The organism is Rossellomorea aquimaris, assembly GCF_020172085.1.
In the GTDB taxonomy this organism is placed as follows: Bacteria; Bacillota; Bacilli; order Bacillales; family Bacillaceae_B; genus Rossellomorea; species Rossellomorea aquimaris_E.
In genome coordinates, this window is record NZ_JAIVAT010000005.1 from 263,109 (window position 1) to 284,224 (window position 21,116).

A 21,116-nucleotide genomic window follows, 5' to 3' on the forward strand; every position below is an offset into this window, starting at 1 on the left:
TTTTTGAAATTAAAAAAAGCAGCCGGGTAAGCTGCTTATAAATAACGTTCCATTCTCCCGATATTCTTTTTATTCAACGTATACTGATAGACTGGCCTTCCGATCCCATAAATCAAGGTTTCATCCACGACGCAGAGCTCTTTCAGAAACCTGAGATACTTTCTGATCGACACCCGTGAAATGGACATCACGTCTGCCATATCATCTGTTGAAAACGACTCTTCTTTGAAACTCACAATCTCTTCGTAAATAGACGCTAATGTCCTTCTCGTCAACCCTTTAGGAAGGGGCACCTTATCCCCGGTTTCTTGCACATCTCTCAGTAAAACTAAATCAAGTTCCCCTTGGCCGATGGTAGAGTGCTTTTGAAGCATGAGATTACTCTCACGATAAGAGGTCAATGCTTTTTTAAACCGTTCAAACTCAAAAGGTTTGATTAAATAATCCACCACTCCCATACGGAGGGCGTTTTGAATATGATTGACTTCTGATGCCGCTGTGATGAGGATGACGTCAGTCTCCCTCTGCTCCATGCGAATTTGCTCCAACAAGTCCATACCTGTATACTCTCCGGGCAAATATACATCCAATAAAATCAGGTCAATCCTACACTTCTTTAATTCCACCATGGCATCTTCAATCGAATCCGTAATCCCGATTAAGTGAAACCCTTTGATTTCTTCCAGATACCTTTGATTAAATCGGGCCACCATCGGATCATCCTCAACGATCAATACATTAATCATTCTTCTTCCCCTCCTTATATGAAGCCTGGACAATCATCGTCGTTCCTGAACCAACCTTGGATTCAACATGAAGGTTACCATTCAACTTACCGATGCTCTCTTTCACCAGGAAAAGACCGTACCCCCGTCCTTCCCCCTTGGAAGATAATCCTTTGGTGCAAAGATCTGAGACTATATCATCCGGTATTCCTACTCCAGTATCGGTGACGATCATTTCAAACTGATCTTCTTTGTAAAATAACTCCATGAGTACTTCCTTTTCATCTCGACCCATGGTTGCTTCAATACTATTATCCAAAAGGTTTCCGATTACGGTAATCATCTCATGGGTCACGTCAGGGTCCTCGGGTTCTGGAATGAGGTCATGGCATTCAATGGTTAACGATACGTTCTTTTCTCTGGCATAGCTTAATTTCCCCATGATAAAGCCGGCAAGAACAGGGTCTTTCACTTTCGACGTCACCATGCTTACTTCATCGACACGCAGGGAAACAAGCTCCTTCACATATCGGCCTAAATGGCTGTAATCCTGCATTTTCACCAACCCAAGGATTACATGCAGCTTATTCATGAATTCATGGGACTGCGCCCGGAGTGATTCTGCATACGATTTCACACCGGTCAGCTGTTCCGCTAATCGATTGACTTCCGTCTTATCGCGGAAAGTAGAGATGGCTCCGACTACTTCATTATCTACGATTAACGGAACACGGTTTACAAGTATGGAAACCCCATTAATGGTCTGTTCCTCATCAAGCTCCGATATCCCCGTCTCCATGACCCGTTCAAGCCTTGTATGGGGCATGTATTCCTTAATGGGCATCCCTATCGGGTCAGAGCTCAAACCTGCTCTGTCGAAGATTTTCAATGCTGATTTATTGACCAGGGATATAGTGGTATCCTTATTCACAGCCACCACCCCTTCATGAACCGACTGAAGCATGGTATTCCGTTCCTCCAGGATTTTCGCAATGGCAAAGGGCTCGAGCCCGAATAGAATTTTCTTTATGTATCTTGCAATGATAATTGCGCCGATGATTCCCACCACGATCCCGATGATCGATCCCAATAAGATATTTGAGTGACTTTGATCCAGGGCCTCCTCTACACTATTCAGGGAAATCCCTACAGACACAGCTCCTATCTGTACGTTTTCTTCATTATAAACAGGAGTGAATGCCCTGACAGACTTGCCCAACGTCCCTTCAGAAATGGACAAGCTTTCTTTGCCTTTCAATACATCTTTTTCATCCCCACCGACAAAGTGTTCGCCTATTCGCTCGGGATTTGGATGGGATTTTCTTATGCCATCCATATCCATCACCACCACAAACAGTACCTCAGCTGAATCCTGAATGTCCATGGTGTATTCTTGTATACGATCTTCATCACCTTTATTCTTGAGACCACTCTTCACAATGTTCGAGTGAGCTACCGTCCTGGATACGATCTTCGCTTTTTCTTCAATATTTGCTTCAATATTGTCATTGATCGTCCTTGAAATGAGCAAGTCCGTTATCGCAAGGGAAATGAGAACCACAACACAGACAAAAAGAATGATGATGGTGCTTAGCTTTTTCTTTTTCATGGAAGTCACTCCAGAATAGATTAGTATTATTGTATATTTTACATGATTTTTGGTTTATTAGTATGCCCGCAAAAGTAAAGAGGCTCCGTGTGGAACCTCCATTGAGCGGATATTAACAATAGTTCACTAGGACCTTAATGGGAGAACTGCTTCCTGTAGCCAACTCTTCGAAACACTCGGGAAGTTCTTCAAAGTGGATCGTTTTCTCAAACAGTTCACGTAAGCCTGAATCTTGTTCTTTCATTTGACCGAAATACCATTTTGCATGCTGTTTATAATCCCATCCATCACTGGAACCCACAATCCTAAGCTCTTTTCGATAAAAGTCAGGTTGCAATTGAAACGATTCCTTATTCCCATCGGATAATATGCACATTTCACCTTCATGCTTCAGCGCCTGCTGGAGTGTCTTGAATGCGTGATTAAAACCCGAGCACTCTAATCCATAATCATAGAAGTCAGCCGGGCAGTCACTTGGATTTTCAAAGACGGTTTTCACCCCCAACTTTCTTGCGATTTCGCCTCTAGCATGGTGGGGTTCTAACATATCAATCTGACGAACGTTCAAATACTCTTTCAAATAATAGACTGTCAATAGCCCCATCGTTCCGGACCCTGTCACCAGCACTCGATTGTTTTCTTTCGGATTCAATTTGCGGACCCCTTTTGCTGCATCACAAGAAAGGATCACGAGCAACGCGGCTTGATGGCCGATCCCTTTTGGAACGAAGATGGCTTTGCTTTCTTTCACGATTCCGTAATCCTTATGTCCGAAAAACGCCACAGCCCGGTCACCAATTTTGAATCCCTCGACTGCTTCCCCGATTGCCACCACTTCCCCAAAACTTTCATAACCGGTTTCTTTTGGATAAGACGGGAAAGGTTCGGTAGGGTCATTTTCATTGTATTGAGGAAGCTCCGCCCCGATGCTGATGGCTCCTGCAAGGGTTTTAATTAGAATTTCATCTTCTTTCAAAGGTGGAATGGTATTGGTTGTCCATTGTAATGTCTTTTTTGCTTTTAATTGCAGAGAGGTTTGGATCATATCGTATCTCCTTCCAAAAATCTTTTCATTAAAAAGATCACCTTCATAATAAACTGTGGATGAAACGTTTATTTTCAAAACTGACACTTTTATTTTTAAAACTACGATTTTATTTTCAAAAACCTCATGTTTATTTTCAAATCTGACCATATATTTTCAAAAATGAAATTCTCCCACCAATCCACATAAAAAAGACCCGCCACCAGAGCCAAACCGCTCCACTAGCAGATCTCCAACACAGAACACAGACTGAATCCTATGTTTTCTTCACTTCCCCTTAAACTCCGGCTTTCTCTTCTGACTGAATGCCAATAAAGCCTCCACCCGATCTTCTGTGGGAATCGTGATTTCGTATGCTTTTCTCTCAATCTGCAACCCGGTCTGCAGATCCACGTTCATGCCGTTCTTCACGGCAAACTTCGCCTGCTGCAGGGCAACCGGACCGTTTGCAAGCATCGGTTCCACAAATGAATGAACCTCATTCAAGAAATTCTCTTTCTCTGCTACTCTTGTAACCAGCCCGATTTGGAGCGCTTCTTCGGAAGATAGTCTTTTAGCCGTCAGAATCAGTTCCAATGCTTTGGATTCCCCTACTAATCTCGGCAAACGCTGGGTTCCTCCAGCTCCCGGGATGATGGCAAGGCTTGTTTCTGTCAGCCCCATTGTTGTACCTGAAACAGCTATCCGGAAGTCGCATGCAAGAGCCAATTCCATTCCCCCGCCAAATGCATAGCCATTCATGGCAGCGATGGTTGGTTGCGGAAGGGTCGCGACTGATTGGAAGACTTCTCCGATCTTGTAGACGTTGCGGATGACCTGCTGTTCCGTCAAGGTTTTGCGTTCCTTCAAATCCGCTCCGACTGAGAAGGCTTTTTCCCCGCTTCCTGTAAAGATGACAACCCGGACGTCAGGGTTGATCCGAAGTGCTTCTACTACTTGCTGAAGCTCGTTCAGTGTATCATAATTAAAGGCATTCATTGCATCCGGTCGGTTGATGGTGACTGTTGCAACGTTTCCTTTCTGTTCTAGTAAAATGGATTCCATGTTTGTTCTCCCCTTTGCCTTAAGTGATTCCTCCTTATGTAAGATTCGACACAAACCGAGAAAACCCTTTCATTTTTTAAAAGGTCTGAACACTTCCTGCGTGAATGCATAGACTATTCGTGACATCTACCCATAAAGGAGCTGTATGATCATATGTATCATCCTTATAATCAGTACCCTTACTTCCAACATCAGCAGGACGTGAATCCTTACTACCGTGAAACAAAAAGCCTTCCCGATCAATGGGTTGACTATATTCAGCCTCTCGTAACACGTGCCTTATCGGAAGTGGAAGAAGGCATCAACCTGACCCACCTATTCCAGGAATTCATCTTATCGGGTGTTTTGGTCGGTCAGGGATTCACTCCTGAGCAGGCAATTGAACAGGTCGAGACGTGGGAAAAAGGTGAATCAAAGCTTTTACAGGCCAGTAAAGCAATGAAGTAAATAAAAAAAGATGCTCAGTGATTTCACTGAACATCTTCTTTTTTATGATTGCAGTACTTGCTCTTTCAGTGCTCTTCGTAGGATTTTTCCTGTTGTGTTTTTCGGTAGTTCATCCAGGAACTCGATGGAAGCCGGAAGCTTGTACTTGGCAAGGTGCTCCTTACAATACTCCAGCACATCTTGTTCGGTTAAGGAGGGATCGCTTTTCACAACATAGCTGCTAACGGCTTCACCCAATTCAGGGTGCGGGACTCCGATGACGGCTGCTTCCACGATACCGGGATGATTGTACAGCACTTCTTCGACCTCCCGTGGATAAACATTGTATCCCCCAACAATAATCAGCTCTTTCTTGCGATCTACAATATAGAAATATCCTTCTTCATCCATGCGGGCCAGGTCACCCGTATATAACCATCCGTCACGAATGGTTGCGGCTGTTTCTTCTTCCATCTTGTAATAACCCTTCATCACATTGGGACCTCTGACGATCAATTCACCGACCTGTCCTACAGGAACTTCTTCTCCCATTTCATCGACAACCTTGTTTTCCAGGTTCATGATCGATGTTCCGATGGATCCGGGCTTTCTGGGTCGATCAAGCGGATTGAAGCAGGTGACAGGTGATGCTTCGGATAAACCGTACCCTTCAGAAACCATGACATTGAATTTCTTCTCAAAGTTTTTCAGTAAGGCAACCGGTAAGGAAGCCCCACCTGAGATACAGAGTCGGAGAGATGATAAATCTTCTGGATTTCCTTCAGGATACTGAAACAGGAAGTTGTACATAGTCGGAACTCCCGCAAATACGGTTGGTTGATGATACTTCGACAATTCAAAAATGGCCTTAGGGCTGAAACGGGGAACGATTAACAAAGTCGCTCCTCTTAAAAGCGGTGCATTCAATACTACCGTCAAACAGAAAACATGGAACATCGGAAGTGCCGTAATGACGGTATCGTTTTCATTCATTTTCAGGTAACTTCCTACATCCGTTGCATTGGAGTAAATATTCTTGTGTGTAAGCATGGCGCCTTTCGGCTTTCCAGTCGTTCCTGAAGTATAGAGGATGATGGCTACTTCATTTTCATCGACAGTCTCTCCTTTGTATTCAGGATCTCCTTTTCCAAGCACACTTGTAAACGATTTCATTTTAGGATAAGCGAGAGAAATCTTCTCAAGGTCAATTCCCTTTGCTCGTTCATCCCCTGATTCACACAAAATGAAATGCTCCACATCCGTTAATAGGTGCTGCATCTTTTCAATCAATGGTACTAATAGATCTAATGTGACGATCGCTTTCACATCCCCATTTTTCAGGATGTAGCCAATTTCATCCGGTGTATAGATCGGATTAATTGGAATGACCTTCAATCCCAGGCGCAAGGCACCATATAATCCAATGACGAAATGCGGTGAATTCCCTAATACAAGTGCGACATGATCCCCTTTTTTCAGACCCAATTGCTCTAAGCCACTGGCAAATTTCGATACGGCACCATTCAACTCCCCGTATGTACTTGAGGTATTCAGAAAATGATAGGCCGTTTTATCTGCTTTCTCTTGAGCGATTTGATCTAACACTGTTGCAATATTCAATTGTATCCCTCCCCTTTTCGATAAACTGAATGAATGGTCATTCATCAAATTATTAAAAGTATTCAAAATATATTCTATATAAAGAAAAGTATTAATACAAGTATCTTGCCGTAAAAAAACCGCCCAATTTGGACGGTTCTTCCATTTATTCTAGTACACCAAATCCACAAATTCATCCTTCGTCACATTCCCAAAATAGTGCTGTATATCGACACCTTCCAGAGCTCCTGCAATGTCTTTTCGCTCATAACGGGTGCCTGTCAACTTTTCTTCGATATCCTCTACATTCCCTACCCCGAAGAAATCACCGAAGATCTTACAGTTATCGATTTTCCCTTTGTTTACTTCCAGACGGACATCGATGGATCCGACCGGGAAGCGGTGGGAATGCTGAAGATTGAATTTTGGTGATTTACCATAGTTCCAATCCCAGTTCTGATAACGTTCCTTGGAAAGCTCATGGATGTTCTTCCAGTCTTCTTCCGTCAGGACATATTCTTCTACGTCACTTCCGTCGAAAATATAATTCAGAAGGGTCGAGCGGAACTCTTCTATCGTCATTTTTTCTGAAAGAAATTCAGAAATGTTGGCCACACGGCTGCGGATGGATTTAATCCCTTTAGATTCAATCTTGTCCTTTTTCACCCGAAGAGCTGATACGACGTTTTCCATTTCGGAATCGAACAGGAGCGTTCCATGGCTGAACATCCGCCCCTTAGTGGAGAACTGGGCGTTTCCGGAGATCTTCCTGCCTTCTGCCATAATATCGTTACGTCCGCTAAGCTCAGCCTTCACCCCAAGTTTGTGAAGGGCTGTTACAACAGGCTCAGTGAATTTCTTAAAGTTGTGAAAGCTTTCTCCATCATCCTTCGTGATAAAGCTGAAGTTCAGATTCCCTAAGTCATGATAAACCGCTCCTCCACCAGATAGACGGCGGACGACATGAAGACCTTGCTTCTCCACATAGTCCGTATTGATTTCCTCAATCGTGTTTTGATTTTTCCCGATGATGATCGAAGGCTCATTGATATAAAATAATAAATAACTCTCATTAATATCTAAGTTTTTCAGCGCATATTCTTCAATAGCAAGATTGATCCTTGGATCCGTAATTCCTTTATTATCGATAAATAACATCTTTCTTCCTCCTAAATATCTACTTCCATATCTTTTTCCGCTAATAGCACGTCGCCCTTATAAAGGGTTTTTGCTTCCGTTACCAGCTGCTCCAGTTCTCCAAAATGCGGTAAGTGAGTGAGAATGAGCTTTCCAGCATTGGATTTCTGTGCAAGATTTCCCGCGTCGAGACTCGTCATATGACCAGCATTCGAGGCATCCATCCCTCCATAAAAATTACATTCACACAGAAGCACATCAGCGTCCTGTCCAAAGGAAACAAATTCTTCTCTAAAGGCAGAATCCGCTGTATAAAACAGGGCTTTGCCGTCCGCTTCAATTCTCATTCCATAGCATGGAACAGGATGCTTGGTCTTTACAAAAGTTACCGTGAACGGGCCAACCGATAATGAAGTACCTTCCTTATATTCATGAGCTTTCATCAAATCTTTGTATGTAATCGTTTCAAAACCCTGTTGATCTTCTTTATGGGCATATACCGGTAATGTACCGTTATTTTTCCCAAGGAAGTATTGAATCAATAATGCGTGTTGTAGTACACCGATATCTGCTACGTGATCTGGGTGATAGTGGGACAGAAGGACTGCATCCAGATCCGTAGCCTCTACGTGTTGTTGCAGATGGGATAGTACACCACTGCCACAGTCTATCAGCATTTTAAAGCCATTATGCTGGAGTAAATACCCTGTGCTTGCTTCTCCTGCCTTTGGATAGCCGCCCCATTGGCCAATGACGGTTAGCTTCATTACGATCCTCGCCTTTCACAATAGTATGTATCCCTACTATACTTCATTGTGCCTATTTTTTCATTTTTTTCGCCCATTTTAGAATTAATCGTTGACGAAACTCATACTGTTATAATACAATAAAATAAATTAACACATCAGTTATATAACACGAACAATTGATGGGTGAAAACAAATTTACGGAGGGTGATGAACATGGTAAAAAATATCGTTGAGTTCTTTCGAAATTTGCCGCCTAAGTCTTGTGCACAATGTGGAGATACAATTGAGGAGCAGCATGAATGCTACGGCATTTATTGCGAGAAATGTACGACTGACTACGAATACTAAGAATGAAGGGGTAATAAAAAGGATGCCATCCAGGTTGATGGCATCCTTTTTATGTTTATTGTACTTCGACTGTTTCCATTGTGTGTTCGTGAATGTCTTCTCCTTTGGTTACATGAACCTGTACATTATAAGAACCTTTTTCCGGGAATGCATAGGAACCGCTATATTCTCCGGCTTCACCAGGAGTCAGATCCACCCACTCATGTTTCTCCTGACCGTCCTGATAAATTTCAAAGCGTACATTGGCATCTTCCAGTGGAGCTTCTTCATTTTCAACATGTACCATCATGTCCGCTTCTTCTCCAGCTTTAATACTGTCCGGCTTCATGAGATGAATAGATACAGTACTTTCATGGTCGCCATGATGGTGATCCTCTCCTGCTTCCTCATGCTCCCCTTCTTCTACATTACCAATCGCAATCTCTGTCTTTGGCATCGTGTGCATGTCCCTTGCCGTCACATGAACCTGTACGGTATACATGCCGTCTTCTTCAAACGTCTTTTCTGCTTTGTATACCCCGTCCTTGTCATGCTTCGCTTCAATCATTTCACTTTCTTCTTTATGATCGTTTTTCCAAATCTCATATTTCACTTCACCAGCATCCTTAACGTTCTCATCACCTTGTGTGACCTTGGTGGAAAGAGAAATGGTTTCACCTTTTTCTCCCTTCTCGGGTACATCTAACTTTGCCTCGATTGCTTCTAATTTCTCATCGTCTTTTGCTCCGTTATCTTCATTTGAATTACCGCATGCAGCGAATAATAACGCAAGAAAACCTACGAGCATAAACAAACTTAATTTTTTCATAACCGAACCTCCTTTAAGCAATTTTCACTGTATCACCATTATGTACCACTCAACCATTAGTATACACGGTTATGTTTACCGAAGGTTTGTCCATTTTATGAAGAAAAAACGGTAGATGTGTGTGACATCTACCATTTTTTTCCTTACGCTTCTACTGTTTTTGTATATTGTTTCTTGAACAGCCCTACAAAGAACACTGCCGTCAATGCGACGAAGAAAATGAAGTATCCCAGTAGGATGAAGAGGTTTTGCCACATGAAGGCAAAGTCCCCGCTTGAGATGACCGCTTTGAACGCTGAAACCGAATAGGTCATCGGTAACAGTGCACTGATTGGTTGCAGTGCAGTCGGAATTAATTCGAGTGGGAATGTACCTGCACTCGTTGTCAATTGCAGGATCAAAATGATGATGGCGACAAATCGTCCCGGATCACCAAGGATTGTAACCAGCATCTGAATCAATGCCAGGAAGGTAAGACTCGTTATAATAGTAGAAAGTAAGAATAATGGTACACTTTCCACTTCAAGCCCCAACCCAAAGAGTAAAATGGCTGCTGCAATCAGTGATTGGATGATCCCCACTGACGTAAGCACAGTGAATTTGCCCAGGAACCAACTCATTCCGCTTGATGGGCGGTCAGATGGTTCTCGGAGTGGATACACAATAGAGATTAATAATGCACCTACAAATAGTCCAAGTGATAAGAAATATGGAGCAAATCCTGTTCCGTAGTTTGGAACATGATTGATCTTCTCATTTTTCACATCGACGGGACCGGCCATCATGTCATACGTTTCATCATTCGGTTTGACACTGTTGGCTTCTTTTGCTGCATCTTTTAATTTCGCTTCATATTCTGTTGTCCCATCCGATAGTTTCGTTGTTCCATCCGCAAGCTCCGTTGAACCATCGGCTAGCTTCTTGGAACCGTCAGCAAGTTTAGTAGATCCGTCGTATACCTGGTTAAGACCTGAGCTTAGTTCATTTGCTCCTGAAGCAAGACCTACTGTTCCCTGGTATACGTCTCCAAGCTTTTCATTTAGTAGACCATAGTTTTCCACTACTTTGTTTTGACCGGCTACAAGTTGATTAGAGCCTTCATCTAGCTGAGCGGATCCGGCAACAAGCTGACCAACTCCACCTTGGAGTTTCTTCTGACCTTCGTTTAATTTCCCGATTTTATCAGCTAAGTCAGTTGCTCCACCTTGTAATCCGGTAATTCCAGTGCTTAATTTACCTGTACCTGTTTCAAGACCTGTAGCACCGTTTTTAATCTCATCTATAGCCGCTTGTAACTCTTCCTGTTTTTCTTTAGGAAGGCTCCCCATGAACGGTGCTAATTCTTGTTCAAGTTTTGTTGCTCCTGCTCCGATATGTTGTGCCCCGGCTTGGGCACTGTCGGCTCCGCCTTTCAAGGCACCGATCTGATCGGCAAGGTATTTAGATCCGGCCTGTAATTTTGCGGTATTATCCACGGCACTATCTAGTCCAGCGTCCACCTGTTCCAAACCGGCCTTGCTTTTATCAATTCCGGCAGCAAGAGAGTTCAACCCGGTTTGAACATCTTGTGTTCCCTTATATAATTGCTGTGATTTATCCGTCATGACACCGACGCCGTCTGACAGTTCTTTTGAGCCTTTAGCCAGCTTCTCGGCACCTGCGCGTGTTTTGGCCACACCGTCTGTCATCTCAACGTTCTTTTCAGCAAGGACCGCTAAATTATCTTTCAGCTTTTTGGCACCTTGAGAAAGATCAATGGCTCCATTATTGATTTCCCCCGCTTTATCGCTGGCCGTCTGGAAACCATCTCCCATTTCCTGAATTTTATCAAACATCGTTTCGGCATACGTTTCAGATACCGACTTCGAAAGGCTTGCTTTGATTTCTTTCATCGCAGTATCGCCGATTTGAGCAGACAAGAAGTTAAAGCTCTCATTCGGTACATATTTGAGTGAAAGCTTCTGAGGATGATCTTCTAATAATGTCGTTCCATTTTCAGAGAAGTTCTCCGGAATTTCAACAAGCATGTAATAGTCCTGCTTTTCCAGATTCTTATATCCTTCCTCTTTATCAACGAAGTGAAAATCGAATTGATCGCTCTCCTTCAACTTATCCACGAGATCCTGCCCGATATGCAGCTCCTCTCCGTCAAACTCCGCTCCCTGGTCGCTGTTGACAACCGCGACAGGAAGGTCTGAAAGCTGCTCGTAAGGATCCCAGAATGCCCAAAGGAACATGCCGCTGTATAAAACAGGTATAAAGAGCACGGCTAGTATGGGAATGAGCAGCTTCTTGTTGCGAAAAATCGCTTTGAATTCTGAACCAATAAATGATTTCTTCATGTTTACCTCCAATAATTTCCGAAATAGAACTATTGACCAATATTCTCAAACGGTCAATTTTGAGTAAAAAACATATGACTTCTTCATGTGAAAGGTCATTTCTTGCCGAAAGTGAAGAACGATCAATTTGATAACCCTTTAATCAGATATAACTCAAACAGATTGGCTATTTCATCTTTTTCAAGTGGACCATGTGTGCGTTCCCAATCAAATATCAATGAAACATATAGCTTAAGCAGAACGAATGCGGTCATTTCCGGATTACAAGGCTTAATCGCATAAGAGGAAATCGCCTTTTCAATTCGATGACTGAGAAATTCAATGACCACTTTTTCCATGCGAACAATGACCTCGGATACAGCGGGTGTTCCCATTTCCCGGGCTTCCTGATAAAGCTTAATCGTCAGTTTATGTTCTTTACGGAATTCGAGCAAACGAAATAATGCACGATGGACATTTTCCGAAAATGCCTCTTGGGGATCGATGACTTCTTCAGCTTCACTTTTCATTTCATGGATTAATGATGAAACAATTTCGTCGAACAATTCTTCCTTATTTTTAAAAAAGGTGTAGATCGTTCCTTTTCCCACATTTGCTAATTTCGCTACTTGGTCCATTGTCGTAGCTTTGTAGCCAAATAGTGAAAATGAATTGGTAGCAGCCTCCAGGATTTGTTTCTTTCGATCAATCGCCATGCACTCACTCCCCTAATTGACCGTTTGACCACTTTTGTAATTTAGTCATTTTATTAACATAAATAAATCTATCACAACTTCATTTTTTCCACAAGTATTTTTTTCATTTTCCCACCGATCGTTTTTACATATCGAATAAGCCCTTATGAATAGGCTATAGGTATAGGATGTGACAGGAGGTGTCATATGAATATTTACGTAGTAAAAACCGGAGATTCACTCTGGTCCATCGCGTCGAAGTACGGTGTGGATATGAACCAGATCACTTATGGCAATCAGCTAAAAAATCCAAATATACTGGTCATCGGACAATGTCTTCTCATTCCTGAACCTTTAAAGGAGTATATCGTACAACCAGGAGACACGTTGTATTCTATCAGTCAAAAATATCAAATCGACCCAAATGATCTAAAGGCATTTAATCAGCTATCCGATCCTTCCAAGCTTTATGTCGGCCAATTGATTGTGATGCCGTCATTCATTCATAAAGTACGATCCGGTGACACCCTGTATACCATTTCTTATAATTATAAGGTCCCCCTGCAGGAAATTTTAGACGTAAATTCGATCGCTAATCCCTCCCTTATCTACCCTAATGAACAGATTCGGATTCCAAACACGAAACCGGTGATTGAGGTAAATGCTTATACGACCAGAACGGACAGCGAAGGCATCGCAGAGGTATATGGTTTGGGTGTCTATTTTACTTATCTTGCTCCTTTTACTCACTCCATTACTAAGGAAGGCTCCATTTCGGAATTGAAGGATGAAGGTTTAATTAAAGCAGCCTATGAACAGGATGTAGATCCATTATTGGTATTGACCAACTATGTTGACGGAGAATTCAACTCTGATTTAGTTGCAACGATTTTAAGAAACAAGAACCTTCAAGATACTTTGCTTTCTTCCATACTTAAGAAAATGGGAGAGAAAGGCTATAAAGGATTGAATATCGATTTTGAATACGTGTACCCAGAAGACAGGGAAAATTATAATACTTTTTTAAAAAGGACCGTGGCGGCATTAAAACCAAAAGGCTATTCCGTGTCTACTGCTCTCGCCCCCAAAATAAAAGGCGATCAAAAAGGACTTTTGTACGAAGCACATGATTATGAGGCTCATGGAAAGATTGTCGACTTTGTTGTTCTTATGACCTACGAGTGGGGGTGGGCAGGCGGTAAACCATGGGCGATCGCTCCCATTAATGAAGTCAAAAAAGTACTGGACTATGCAGTAAAAGTCATTCCACGTAAGAAAATCATGATGGGAACCCCGCTGTATGGACGTGACTGGAAGGTCCCATGGGTGGATGGGACTTTCGCTAAAACACTCTCACCACAAGCGGCGACTGATCTTGCAAGCAAATACGGGGTCAGGATTCAATACAGCGACCAATATCAGTCCCCCTTCTTCACTTATTGGGATGAAACCGGACAACAACATGAGGTTTGGTTTGAGGATGCAAGAAGCATGCTGGCAAAGCAAAAGGTGCTTGACGATTATGGATTAAGGGGAATGAGCTACTGGGTGCTTGGTTCCGCGTTTCCACAGAACTGGATGCTTCAGCATTCGAGATACCGCCTTAAGAAGTAAAAACGAACATTCTAACGGAAGGTGTTCTTTATTACCCGCCAGTTGGGATTATCCTGCATGGAAGAGACCCTCATCACCTAAAAGGACCGCCAGTCTCCCGGCGGTCCCATTCATTTCAAATAATTCAACACTTTTGATACTGCCTTCTCTCCTTGCCCGATGCAGTCAGGAATACTCAGCCCATCATATGAACTGCCGGCGATGAATATTCCTGGAAGACGAGCTTCTGCATCATGGTGCATATCTTGAATACGCTCCAGGTGGCCGACCGTATATTGAGGCATGGAGTTTTTATATCGGGTGACAATCGTGAAATCAGGCTGTCCTTCAATATCCATGATCTTGCTCAAATCATCCAGGACGATTTGCTCGATGTGGTCATCAGATAAATCCACAATGGTTTCATCACCGGACTTTCCAAGGTAGCATCGTAATAATGCCTTGCCTTCAGGGGCCGTGTGTGGCCATTTTTTGTGAGTCCACGTTCCTGCTGTCAACGAGTAATCGCTGTTTCGGGATACGAGAAATTCTGTACCGGCGATGTCTTTTTTTACCGCCTGTTGTGAGAAGCCCATTGCAACCGTAGCGACAGATGTAGCGGGCATATCCTTTAAAAATGATAAGAATGGATAAGAGGGAAACATAGATTGTAATACATGATGGGGAGTGGTGACGATTACGCAATCTGCTTCCAGCTTTTCTCCATTCGTGAAAGTAATGGTGTAATCATTGTCCGCTTCCTTTTCTATATTTGTCACTTTCATGCCTTTGTGAACCGTATTTGGATCTAAACGTTCTTCCATTGCATCAATCAGGGATTGTAGTCCACCAGTGAATGTGATGAAGTTTCCTTCTTTAGTGTCAGGGTCTTGACCGCTCTTCTTGATACCTGCAATGAGACTTCGATGTTTCTGTTCTAATTCATAGAGCTGGGGAAATGTAGACATTAAACTCAATTGATCAATATCCCCGGCGAATATCCCTGTTAAGAGAGGTTCGATCAAATGGTCAACGACTTCATCACCCATTCTCCTTCTAAAGAATCTCCCGAGTGACTGATCTTCACGTTCTTGTGAACGAGGAAGGATGAAATCGGCCGCAGCCCTCATTTTTCCTGATAGTGAAAATAAACTTGTTGTGATGAAAGGGGCGATTTGAGTTGGAATTCCTACGATGGATCCACCGGGTATAGGATAGAGCTCACCACCGGCTATGACAAATGACGTACCCTTGCGATTTCGAACGAGGGCTTCCTCCATACCCAGTTTACCCGCTAAGCGTGAGACTTCCGATTTGCTTGATAAACAAGAATCCGGACCCTTTTCGATAACATAGCCATCTTTTTTGAAAGTCTGAACTTTCCCTCCGAGCCGATGAGTGGCTTCTACAAGCTTTACTTCAATGGGAAGTTTCTTTTCTCTAATTTCCTGTTGCAAATAGTAAGCCGTCGTTAATCCGGTGATCCCCCCACCGATGACTACGACCTTTTTGGTTTGTTGTTCCAACACGTTCATCGCCTTCTTTAACAAAATATCTTCAATTCCAATAATAGAGAAGGACTAAAGCGGTGAGAGTGAACTCATTTGCTTCAGTCCTTTCTGTTCAGCCAATAAAATAGAAATTATTTATTAAGGTGTTCTAATACGACATTTGCCATAGCATCAATGAATTCCGGTTTTGCATTCGGCATTTCAGGACGATAGTATGAAGCTCCAATCTCATCCGTTACGACTTTACATTCATAATCATTATCATAGAGTACTTCAAGATGATCGGCTACGAATCCTACAGGTGTGTATACAAACGTAGTATAGCCTTTCTCCTTATGAAGGTCCCTTGTCAGATCTTGAACGTCTGGTCCGATCCATGGGTCCGGAGTGTTCCCTTCGCTTTGCCATCCTACAGCATATTCGTTTACACCGGCTCCCTCAGCAATCATCCTTGCTGTTTCCTCTAATTGTTTCGGATAAGGATCGCCTGATTGTAGTATGCGTTCAGGCAAGCTGTGAGCAGATACGATCAGGACGGATTTATTACGCTCATCTTCGGACATCCCTGCATAGGTTTCTTTCACACGATCCACCCAATATTGAATGAACTTAGGCTCATCGTACCAACTCTCAACGGAAGTAATCTGAGGTCCACCCAGTTTTTCCGCCGTTTCTTTTGCACGTCCATTGTACGATTTAACGCTGAATGTAGAGAAATGCGGGGCCAGTACAATGGATACCGCTTCTTCAATACCGTCATGATGCATTTGTTCAACAGCATCTTCTACAAACGGTTCGATATGCTTCAACCCAAGATACATTTTAAACTCAATGTCATCTTGAATGGAGTTCAAATGTTCTTCAAGACTCTTTGCTTGATCCAGGGTGATTTTCGCCAGTGGGGAAATCCCGCCGATCGCTTCATATCTTCCACGGAGGTCTTCAAGTAATTCACTGGAAGGGACTCTGCCGTGGCGAATATGTGTATAGTATCGTTCCAAATCTTCTTCTTTATATGGCGTTCCATAGGCCATCACCAAAAGGCCCATTTTTTTCTTTGACATATCCATTCACCTCATTGTCAGTTTCATACATTCCATTATTGTGCCATGTTTCTTCTATAGAATCCATGTATCCATACTTTGGAATGTGCTCTACCTGGCACTGTATTCGTGTACGAAAGTTGCTAATCGTTTTAATGTATCAGGATTAACTTGAGGAAACACACCATGTCCCAGGTTAAAGATGTGACTTGGAAGTTCCATGCCCTGGTCCAGGATCGCTTTGGCTTTTTCTTCAATCACATTCCACGGAGCCAATAGGATGGCAGGATCAAGGTTACCCATAACCGTTTTTGTAATGCCCTTGTCTCTCGCTTCTGAAATAGGAAGTCGCCAATCCAGACCCACAACGTCAATCGGAAGATCGTGCCATTCATTCGCCAAGTGACTTGCGCCAACCCCAAACATGATCAATGGTACATTCTCTTCTTTCAATTCATTAAAGATTCTTTCCATAACAGGCTTTATAAACGTGCGATAATCCTGCACATTTAACGCACCGACCCAAGAATCAAAAATTTGGAAAGCTGTTGCCCCCGCCTTAATTTGAGCTTTCGCATACGTAACAGTCATCGCAGCCAGTTTATCCATTAATGCAAACCAAGCTTGCGGTTCTGCATACATGAAAGCTTTTGTTTTATTATAGTTCTTGGAAGGTCCACCTTCAATCATATAGCTTGCCATTGTAAAAGGGGCACCTGCAAAACCAATCAACGGTACGGATAATTGCTCCTGAGTCAATAACTTGATCGTATCCAATACATAAGGGACATCCTGTTCAGGATTGATTTCTCCCAGCTTTTCAACATCTGCTGTCGTACGGATAGGATTATCAATCACAGGACCGATTCCCGACTTAATTTCTACATCCACTCCAATAGAAGGAAGCGGTGACATAATATCTTTGTAAAGGATTGCTGCATCGACATCATATTGTTCAACCGGCAACCTTGTCACATATGCACAAAGTTCAGGTTGATGGGTAATTTCAAACAGAGAATATTTCTCTTTAATTTTACGGTATTCAGGCTGTGAACGACCCGCTTGTCTCATATACCAAACCGGAGTATAGTCCGTCTTTTCTCCCCTTGCCGCTCGTAAAAAAGTATCATTCATTTGTTTCATACCTTTGTTCGTCCACCTTTCTATGTAACTCCAATAATTCCATTGTATCCTAAAGTGAGTAGATTCTAAAATTGTCCTATTTATCATATGACCGTCCGAATTGTAACCCTTTTAAACTATAGACGTTTTAGGGAGAATTGTATAGTTTTCAAGGGAAAATGTCATAAATTTGCCGATTTTCAAGGCGTTAAGAAAAAATATACATTAATCATGTTACAAGAGAGAAAGAAACGGGAAGAGTATAATAGAAGTGACTAAATTATTGAGGTGATTTGGATGAAGGTATATATGACGACTGGTACACATGATTTCCTGCAAAAGATAATGGATCAGCAGCCGGAAGAAACAATGATCTTGATGCAGGGCGAAGATGCATTGCTTCTACATGAAACAAGTGGAGAAAGTGTCTTTGAATCTCCCCGCAGCTATGAAGTTGTCGATCAATCCGGCAAACTTGAAAGCAAAGGATACGTAGTATTCAACAATATCCCCGTATCGGACGAAGGTAGACCGCTATTTGAATACCGGTTTAAAAACCGTGCAGGATTAATTGAAGAAGTGCCGGGCTTTACAGCCATACGTGTCCTTCGCCCTTTAGACAGTGATACATATGTCATTATGACTCTTTGGGAGGATGAAAGAAGCTTCCTGGGATGGCAGGAATCCAAGCAGTACGAAAAGGCCCATGCAAAACGGGGCACGGAAGAAGGAATCGATAATCAGAAGGATATCTTCCCACGCGCATCTTATGTAAGTAAATATTACGTATCAGGTCAATCCTGAATACCAGCTGCCTGAATTAGGGCAGCTTTATTCATTATTCAATCTTTACAATTGCAGTGAAGGTGTACATACATAATTACAAATAATTAACAGTATACTTTATCGTATTGGTCACAGGCATCCTGAATGAAAGGAGAGGAGTTCCAATGAGTCAAACATGTCTGCTTTTGATTGACTTTCAAAAGGCATTTCAAGATCCTTCATTAGGAAAACGAAACAATCCTAATATGGAAAGAAACGCATATCGACTGCTTCAAGGCTGGAGAGAAAAAGCCTGGCCGGTTGTACACGTGCAACATTCTTCATATGACATGGAATCACCACTGCATTCAAGTTCGGCAGGATTCGGTTTCGTAGAAGATTTCTACCCATCGCGACATGAAAAACATATCATCAAGCACCTCACCAGCGCTTTTATCGATACGGATCTGGATTTGTATTTAAAACGGGAGAAATTTAAATCCCTTGTGGTCATGGGGTTCACCACCAATCACTGCATATCCAGTACCGTTCGCATGGCTAAAGACCTGGGATACGATGTCACCGTTCCTTTTGATGCCACTGCATGTTTTGAAACGTACTCGTTTGACGGTTCCTTATTTTCCGCTGAAATCGTTCACGGCCTGTCCCTGACAAATCTCCACCATGAATTTGCTACCATTTCTTCTACCGAGTCCTTGCTGTCATCACAATTGAAAGTAAGCAAGCCGGTTATTTTTTAGATTCCTTATCTGTTCTTGCAGAAGGGGCTTAGTCAAGGGGAATGATCATTCCCCTTGACTAAGCCCCTTCTGCATTATAAGTAACATTCTTATTTAAAAACTAACTCACTCTATACTATCCGTCTTATACAAAATACCGTTCCGGTTTGCATAAATGGCCGCCTGGGTTCGATCGGCTACGCCAAGCTTGCTCAAAATATTACTGACGTGGGTCTTGACGGTCTTTATCCCGATAAATAACTCTTGAGAAATTTCCTGATTCGTCAACCCTTCACCCAAACATTTTAAAACATCCATTTCCCTTGATGTCAATTCTTCATGAGGCATCTTTTCTTGAGGACGAAAACGGTTCATCATTTTATCGGCTACTTTAGATGCAATAACGGATTCACCCTTCACGGCTTTGTAAACCGCAGCTGTCACTTCTTCCGCACTCGCTGTTTTCAATAAATAACTATGGGCACCGGCTTCAATGGCAGGAAATACTTTCTCATCATCATAATAGCTTGTCAGAATGATAATCTTACAGCTTGGGTGAAAGGAAAGAATCTTCTTTGTTGCTTCAATACCATTCCCGTTCTCCATTAATAAATCCATCAATACCACATCTGGCATGTAAAGCTTTGCAAGCTGGGCCGCTTCATTTCCGCTTTTCGCTTCTCCCAGAAAGTCGATCCGATCCTCTGTCATCAAATAGGTTTTCATGCCTAATCGGACCATCTCGTGATCATCTACAATCATAACTCCTATCTTATCCACTCGTTCTCCCCCTTTACATTAAACCGGAATGCGTAGATCAATATACGTTCCTTCTTTTTCTTTTGATCGTATTTGAAATAACCCCCCTATTTCTTCAGCCCGTTCTCTCATCGTCTGAAGACCGTATGAGGTCATCTTGCTTTCCTTCAAATCAAACCCCTTCCCATTATCACTGATGTACAATGAGAGATAACCACCCTTCTTCTCCGTGGCAATCTTCACTCTTGTAGCCTCAGAGTGACGAAGGATATTCGAAAGACTCTCCTGAATAATCCTGAACATGTGCGTTTCGGTCCCTTTCGAAAGATCTTCAATCCCCTCAAGAGTGGCGTCGATCTCAATCTGTGTCTTTTCCTTTAATTCCCTTATCAAGATTGATAACGCTTCACCGAGGCTTTCCCCCCTCAAGTCAATCGGACGCAAATGAAGTAGAAGTGCTCTCATCTCTCCTTGTGCTTTCCCAGCAATGTCAGCTACTTGTTTCACGATGACACCGATTTTTTCGGAATCTTTCCCAATGCTTTTATGAGCCGCGGACGAAAGCATATTTAACGCAAATAATTGCTGACTGACAGAATCATGGAGATCTCTCGCCAGCCTCTGCCGTTCTTCCATGACTGCAGCCTGATGGGCCTGATCCGCAAGCTCGGATTTTTCATCAGCCAGACGCTGAAGTGATTTCACCTGCTCTTGGATGAACACGGCCAGCTGGTTCAATTCATCCGACAGTATCCCAAGCTCGTCATGCTCGAATCGATCGACCCTGGCGGAAAATTTCCCACTTCGGAGTAAAGTGACGAAGGTAGATATATCATCGATCCTGCCTTTGAATGTATAGCCTGTACGAAACCCGAAGTAAATGCTTAACAAAAGGAGAATGACCGCCATCCATACCGTCATGTATATTGAGAGTTCCAGAGATATACTTGGATCCTCTGAGAAATACAGATAGACTTGCAGTGATATAAAGCACAGCAGAATCGACATGACAGACATCATTAAAAAACTTTTGAAGATCCAATTTCGAATATTTGAGGATTTTTCCAAGCGCTTCCC

Annotated in this window: 20 protein-coding genes; 5 read left to right on the forward strand and 15 right to left on the reverse strand. The window is 42.7% G+C overall.

The window, feature by feature from the left end; all coding sequences use genetic code 11:
• Positions 1-35 precede the first annotated feature (35 nt).
• From LCL96_RS11550 to LCL96_RS11565, 4 genes are all read right to left on the reverse strand, one after another.
• The gene (locus tag LCL96_RS11550) at positions 36-746 is read right to left on the reverse strand and encodes a response regulator (RefSeq protein WP_224941621.1); all 711 of its coding nucleotides are present in this window, start codon (positions 744-746) and stop codon (positions 36-38) included.
• Positions 739-2,334 carry a DcuS/MalK family sensor histidine kinase gene (dcuS, locus tag LCL96_RS11555; RefSeq protein WP_224941622.1) on the reverse strand — a complete coding sequence of 532 codons (1,596 nt, stop codon included), beginning with the start codon at positions 2,332-2,334 and terminating at the stop codon, positions 739-741. The genes LCL96_RS11550 and dcuS overlap by 8 nt, the downstream gene beginning before the upstream one ends.
• A gap of 112 nt (positions 2,335-2,446) precedes the next feature.
• Positions 2,447-3,379 (reverse strand): alcohol dehydrogenase catalytic domain-containing protein, encoded by a 933-nt coding sequence (locus LCL96_RS11560; protein ID WP_224941623.1) that lies wholly within the window; start codon positions 3,377-3,379, stop codon positions 2,447-2,449.
• 267 nt (positions 3,380-3,646) lie between these two features.
• Positions 3,647-4,423: an enoyl-CoA hydratase-related protein gene (locus LCL96_RS11565; protein ID WP_224941624.1), complete on the reverse strand. Its 777-nt coding sequence runs from the start codon at positions 4,421-4,423 to the stop codon at positions 3,647-3,649.
• A 153-nt stretch (positions 4,424-4,576) separates the two neighbouring features.
• On the opposite strand from LCL96_RS11565, the gene LCL96_RS11570 reads away from it, so the two are divergent.
• On the forward strand, positions 4,577-4,870 hold the full coding sequence (locus tag LCL96_RS11570) for a hypothetical protein (RefSeq protein WP_224941625.1): 294 nt from the start codon (positions 4,577-4,579) through the stop codon (positions 4,868-4,870).
• 42 nt (positions 4,871-4,912) lie between these two features.
• Here the strand turns inward: LCL96_RS11570 and LCL96_RS11575 are convergent, their stop codons facing one another.
• The 3 genes from LCL96_RS11575 to LCL96_RS11585 all read right to left on the reverse strand — a co-directional run bounded on the left by LCL96_RS11575 (position 4,913) and on the right by LCL96_RS11585 (position 8,352).
• The gene (locus tag LCL96_RS11575) at positions 4,913-6,469 is read right to left on the reverse strand and encodes a fatty acid--CoA ligase family protein (RefSeq protein ID WP_224941626.1); all 1,557 of its coding nucleotides are present in this window, start codon (positions 6,467-6,469) and stop codon (positions 4,913-4,915) included.
• Positions 6,470-6,619: 150 nt separating this feature from the next.
• A complete protein-coding gene (locus LCL96_RS11580; protein WP_224941627.1) occupies positions 6,620-7,606 on the reverse strand; it encodes a lipoate--protein ligase in 987 nt (328 codons plus the stop codon).
• 11 nt (positions 7,607-7,617) lie between these two features.
• The gene (locus LCL96_RS11585) at positions 7,618-8,352 is read right to left on the reverse strand and encodes an MBL fold metallo-hydrolase (protein ID WP_224941628.1); all 735 of its coding nucleotides are present in this window, start codon (positions 8,350-8,352) and stop codon (positions 7,618-7,620) included.
• Positions 8,353-8,547: 195 nt separating this feature from the next.
• Between LCL96_RS11585 and yhfH the strand changes: the two genes are divergently transcribed.
• Positions 8,548-8,682, forward strand: a complete 135-nt coding sequence (yhfH, locus tag LCL96_RS11590; protein ID WP_079533738.1) for a protein YhfH — start codon at positions 8,548-8,550, stop codon at positions 8,680-8,682.
• A gap of 55 nt (positions 8,683-8,737) precedes the next feature.
• On the opposite strand, the gene LCL96_RS11595 is transcribed toward yhfH, so the two are convergent.
• The 3 genes from LCL96_RS11595 to LCL96_RS11605 all read right to left on the reverse strand — a co-directional run bounded on the left by LCL96_RS11595 (position 8,738) and on the right by LCL96_RS11605 (position 12,527).
• Positions 8,738-9,490: a FixH family protein gene (locus tag LCL96_RS11595; RefSeq protein ID WP_224941629.1), complete on the reverse strand. Its 753-nt coding sequence runs from the start codon at positions 9,488-9,490 to the stop codon at positions 8,738-8,740.
• Between the two features lie 143 nt (positions 9,491-9,633).
• A complete protein-coding gene (locus LCL96_RS11600; protein ID WP_224941630.1) occupies positions 9,634-11,832 on the reverse strand; it encodes a YhgE/Pip domain-containing protein in 2,199 nt (732 codons plus the stop codon).
• A gap of 122 nt (positions 11,833-11,954) precedes the next feature.
• Entirely contained in the window at positions 11,955-12,527 is a 573-nt protein-coding gene (locus LCL96_RS11605; RefSeq protein ID WP_224941631.1) for a TetR/AcrR family transcriptional regulator, read from the reverse strand.
• A gap of 186 nt (positions 12,528-12,713) precedes the next feature.
• Between LCL96_RS11605 and LCL96_RS11610 the strand changes: the two genes are divergently transcribed.
• The gene (locus LCL96_RS11610; protein ID WP_224941632.1) at positions 12,714-14,120 is read left to right on the forward strand and encodes a glycoside hydrolase family 18 protein; all 1,407 of its coding nucleotides are present in this window, start codon (positions 12,714-12,716) and stop codon (positions 14,118-14,120) included.
• Positions 14,121-14,230: 110 nt separating this feature from the next.
• Here the strand turns inward: LCL96_RS11610 and hemY are convergent, their stop codons facing one another.
• The 3 genes from hemY to hemE all read right to left on the reverse strand — a co-directional run bounded on the left by hemY (position 14,231) and on the right by hemE (position 17,796).
• Positions 14,231-15,625, reverse strand: a complete 1,395-nt coding sequence (gene hemY / locus LCL96_RS11615) for a protoporphyrinogen oxidase (protein ID WP_224941700.1) — start codon at positions 15,623-15,625, stop codon at positions 14,231-14,233.
• A 116-nt stretch (positions 15,626-15,741) separates the two neighbouring features.
• Positions 15,742-16,674, reverse strand: coding sequence for a ferrochelatase (gene hemH / locus LCL96_RS11620; protein ID WP_224941633.1), 933 nt, complete (start codon positions 16,672-16,674; stop codon positions 15,742-15,744).
• A 90-nt stretch (positions 16,675-16,764) separates the two neighbouring features.
• Entirely contained in the window at positions 16,765-17,796 is a 1,032-nt protein-coding gene (gene hemE / locus LCL96_RS11625) for a uroporphyrinogen decarboxylase (RefSeq protein WP_224941634.1), read from the reverse strand.
• Positions 17,797-18,072: 276 nt separating this feature from the next.
• Between hemE and LCL96_RS11630 the strand changes: the two genes are divergently transcribed.
• Both LCL96_RS11630 and LCL96_RS11635 read left to right on the forward strand, forming a co-directional pair.
• Positions 18,073-18,579 (forward strand): antibiotic biosynthesis monooxygenase family protein, encoded by a 507-nt coding sequence (locus tag LCL96_RS11630; RefSeq protein WP_224941635.1) that lies wholly within the window; start codon positions 18,073-18,075, stop codon positions 18,577-18,579.
• A gap of 146 nt (positions 18,580-18,725) precedes the next feature.
• The gene (locus tag LCL96_RS11635) at positions 18,726-19,301 is read left to right on the forward strand and encodes a cysteine hydrolase family protein (protein ID WP_224941636.1); all 576 of its coding nucleotides are present in this window, start codon (positions 18,726-18,728) and stop codon (positions 19,299-19,301) included.
• A 105-nt stretch (positions 19,302-19,406) separates the two neighbouring features.
• Here LCL96_RS11635 and LCL96_RS11640 read toward each other — a convergent pair whose 3' ends face one another.
• Together LCL96_RS11640 and LCL96_RS11645 are read right to left on the reverse strand one after the other, a co-directional pair.
• Positions 19,407-20,060, reverse strand: coding sequence for a response regulator transcription factor (locus tag LCL96_RS11640; protein WP_318246422.1), 654 nt, complete (start codon positions 20,058-20,060; stop codon positions 19,407-19,409).
• Positions 20,061-20,078: 18 nt separating this feature from the next.
• The gene (locus LCL96_RS11645) at positions 20,079-21,107 is read right to left on the reverse strand and encodes a sensor histidine kinase (RefSeq protein WP_224941637.1); all 1,029 of its coding nucleotides are present in this window, start codon (positions 21,105-21,107) and stop codon (positions 20,079-20,081) included.
• Positions 21,108-21,116: the final 9 nt, after the last annotated feature.

What these genes read in the sequence shown, in the direction of transcription:
- LCL96_RS11550 (WP_224941621.1), bottom strand. Translation starts at nt 746, where the DNA reads ATGATTAATGTATTGATCGTTGAGGATGATCCGATGGTGGCCCGATTT.
- LCL96_RS11580 (WP_224941627.1), bottom strand. Translation starts at nt 7,606, where the DNA reads ATGTTATTTATCGATAATAAAGGAATTACGGATCCAAGGATCAATCTT.
- hemH (WP_224941633.1), bottom strand. Translation starts at nt 16,674, where the DNA reads ATGTCAAAGAAAAAAATGGGCCTTTTGGTGATGGCCTATGGAACGCCA.
- dcuS (WP_224941622.1), bottom strand. Translation starts at nt 2,334, where the DNA reads ATGAAAAAGAAAAAGCTAAGCACCATCATCATTCTTTTTGTCTGTGTT.
- yhfH (WP_079533738.1), top strand. Translation starts at nt 8,548, where the DNA reads ATGGTAAAAAATATCGTTGAGTTCTTTCGAAATTTGCCGCCTAAGTCT.
- LCL96_RS11570 (WP_224941625.1), top strand. Translation starts at nt 4,577, where the DNA reads ATGTATCATCCTTATAATCAGTACCCTTACTTCCAACATCAGCAGGAC.
- LCL96_RS11585 (WP_224941628.1), bottom strand. Translation starts at nt 8,352, where the DNA reads ATGAAGCTAACCGTCATTGGCCAATGGGGCGGCTATCCAAAGGCAGGA.
- hemE (WP_224941634.1), bottom strand. Translation starts at nt 17,796, where the DNA reads ATGAAACAAATGAATGATACTTTTTTACGAGCGGCAAGGGGAGAAAAG.
- LCL96_RS11560 (WP_224941623.1), bottom strand. Translation starts at nt 3,379, where the DNA reads ATGATCCAAACCTCTCTGCAATTAAAAGCAAAAAAGACATTACAATGG.
- LCL96_RS11605 (WP_224941631.1), bottom strand. Translation starts at nt 12,527, where the DNA reads ATGGCGATTGATCGAAAGAAACAAATCCTGGAGGCTGCTACCAATTCA.
- LCL96_RS11595 (WP_224941629.1), bottom strand. Translation starts at nt 9,490, where the DNA reads ATGAAAAAATTAAGTTTGTTTATGCTCGTAGGTTTTCTTGCGTTATTA.
- LCL96_RS11610 (WP_224941632.1), top strand. Translation starts at nt 12,714, where the DNA reads ATGAATATTTACGTAGTAAAAACCGGAGATTCACTCTGGTCCATCGCG.
- LCL96_RS11565 (WP_224941624.1), bottom strand. Translation starts at nt 4,423, where the DNA reads ATGGAATCCATTTTACTAGAACAGAAAGGAAACGTTGCAACAGTCACC.
- LCL96_RS11600 (WP_224941630.1), bottom strand. Translation starts at nt 11,832, where the DNA reads ATGAAGAAATCATTTATTGGTTCAGAATTCAAAGCGATTTTTCGCAAC.
- LCL96_RS11630 (WP_224941635.1), top strand. Translation starts at nt 18,073, where the DNA reads ATGAAGGTATATATGACGACTGGTACACATGATTTCCTGCAAAAGATA.
- LCL96_RS11635 (WP_224941636.1), top strand. Translation starts at nt 18,726, where the DNA reads ATGAGTCAAACATGTCTGCTTTTGATTGACTTTCAAAAGGCATTTCAA.